1 protein-coding gene is annotated in these 236 nt (G+C 70.8%); it reads right to left on the bottom strand.

All coding sequences use genetic code 11. From position 1 onward, the window contains the following. Positions 1–236, bottom strand: a 236-nt coding sequence (locus tag SB717_RS39555) for a hypothetical protein (RefSeq protein WP_410908801.1), incomplete at both ends; no start/stop codon positions are given.

Here is a 236-nt window from a genome sequence, read left to right as displayed (position 1 = left end):
AGCGACTCCGGCGTGGTCGAGAGGATCTCTGGCGGATTGCGGCGCTGGCGGTCACGCTCGCTGCGCGGCGTGTCGCCGCAGCGCAGGCCGATCGACGGCGCGCGGCCGCTGATGGGAAGCACGGCATCGAGCAACGGCGAAAGATTGTGCGTCATATCGCGTGCCAGGGCCTTCAGGGGCGCGATATGCAGCGCCCGAACCCCGCGGCCGCGACCTTTACGACCGGCCAGCCCCTC

This window comes from Priestia sp. SIMBA_032, from assembly GCF_046535215.1.
GTDB lineage: Bacteria > Bacillota > Bacilli > Bacillales > Bacillaceae_H > Priestia > Priestia aryabhattai.
This window is presented reverse-complemented; position numbering and strand designations above follow the sequence as displayed.